Annotated in this window: 1 pseudogene; it reads right to left on the reverse strand. The window is 79.5% G+C overall.

The annotated features are described in order from the left end of the window. Positions 1–244, reverse strand: a pseudogene (locus GT354_RS52080) (universal stress protein); the annotation flags it as partial.

Raw genomic sequence — 244 nt, forward strand, 5'->3', positions numbered from 1 at the left:
CCCGGCGAGGCCCGCGTAGCCGGGCCAGTCCCACGCGTGCACCGCGTGCACCGGCAGGCCCCAGCGCAGCGCCGCCTCGAAGGCCGCGCGGACGGCCGCCGCATCGTCCTCGCCCTGGACGCCGACCAGGACGTCCTCACCGCTCACACCCGGTTCGCCCGCCGAGGTCGGGACGCCGCCCTCGCCGCGGACCACCAGCAGCGGGCACGTGGACCGGGCCGCGAGGGACCGCGACACCGAGCCG

Source organism: Streptomyces sp. SID3343 (genome assembly GCF_009865215.1).
Classification (GTDB): Bacteria; Actinomycetota; Actinomycetes; order Streptomycetales; family Streptomycetaceae; genus Embleya.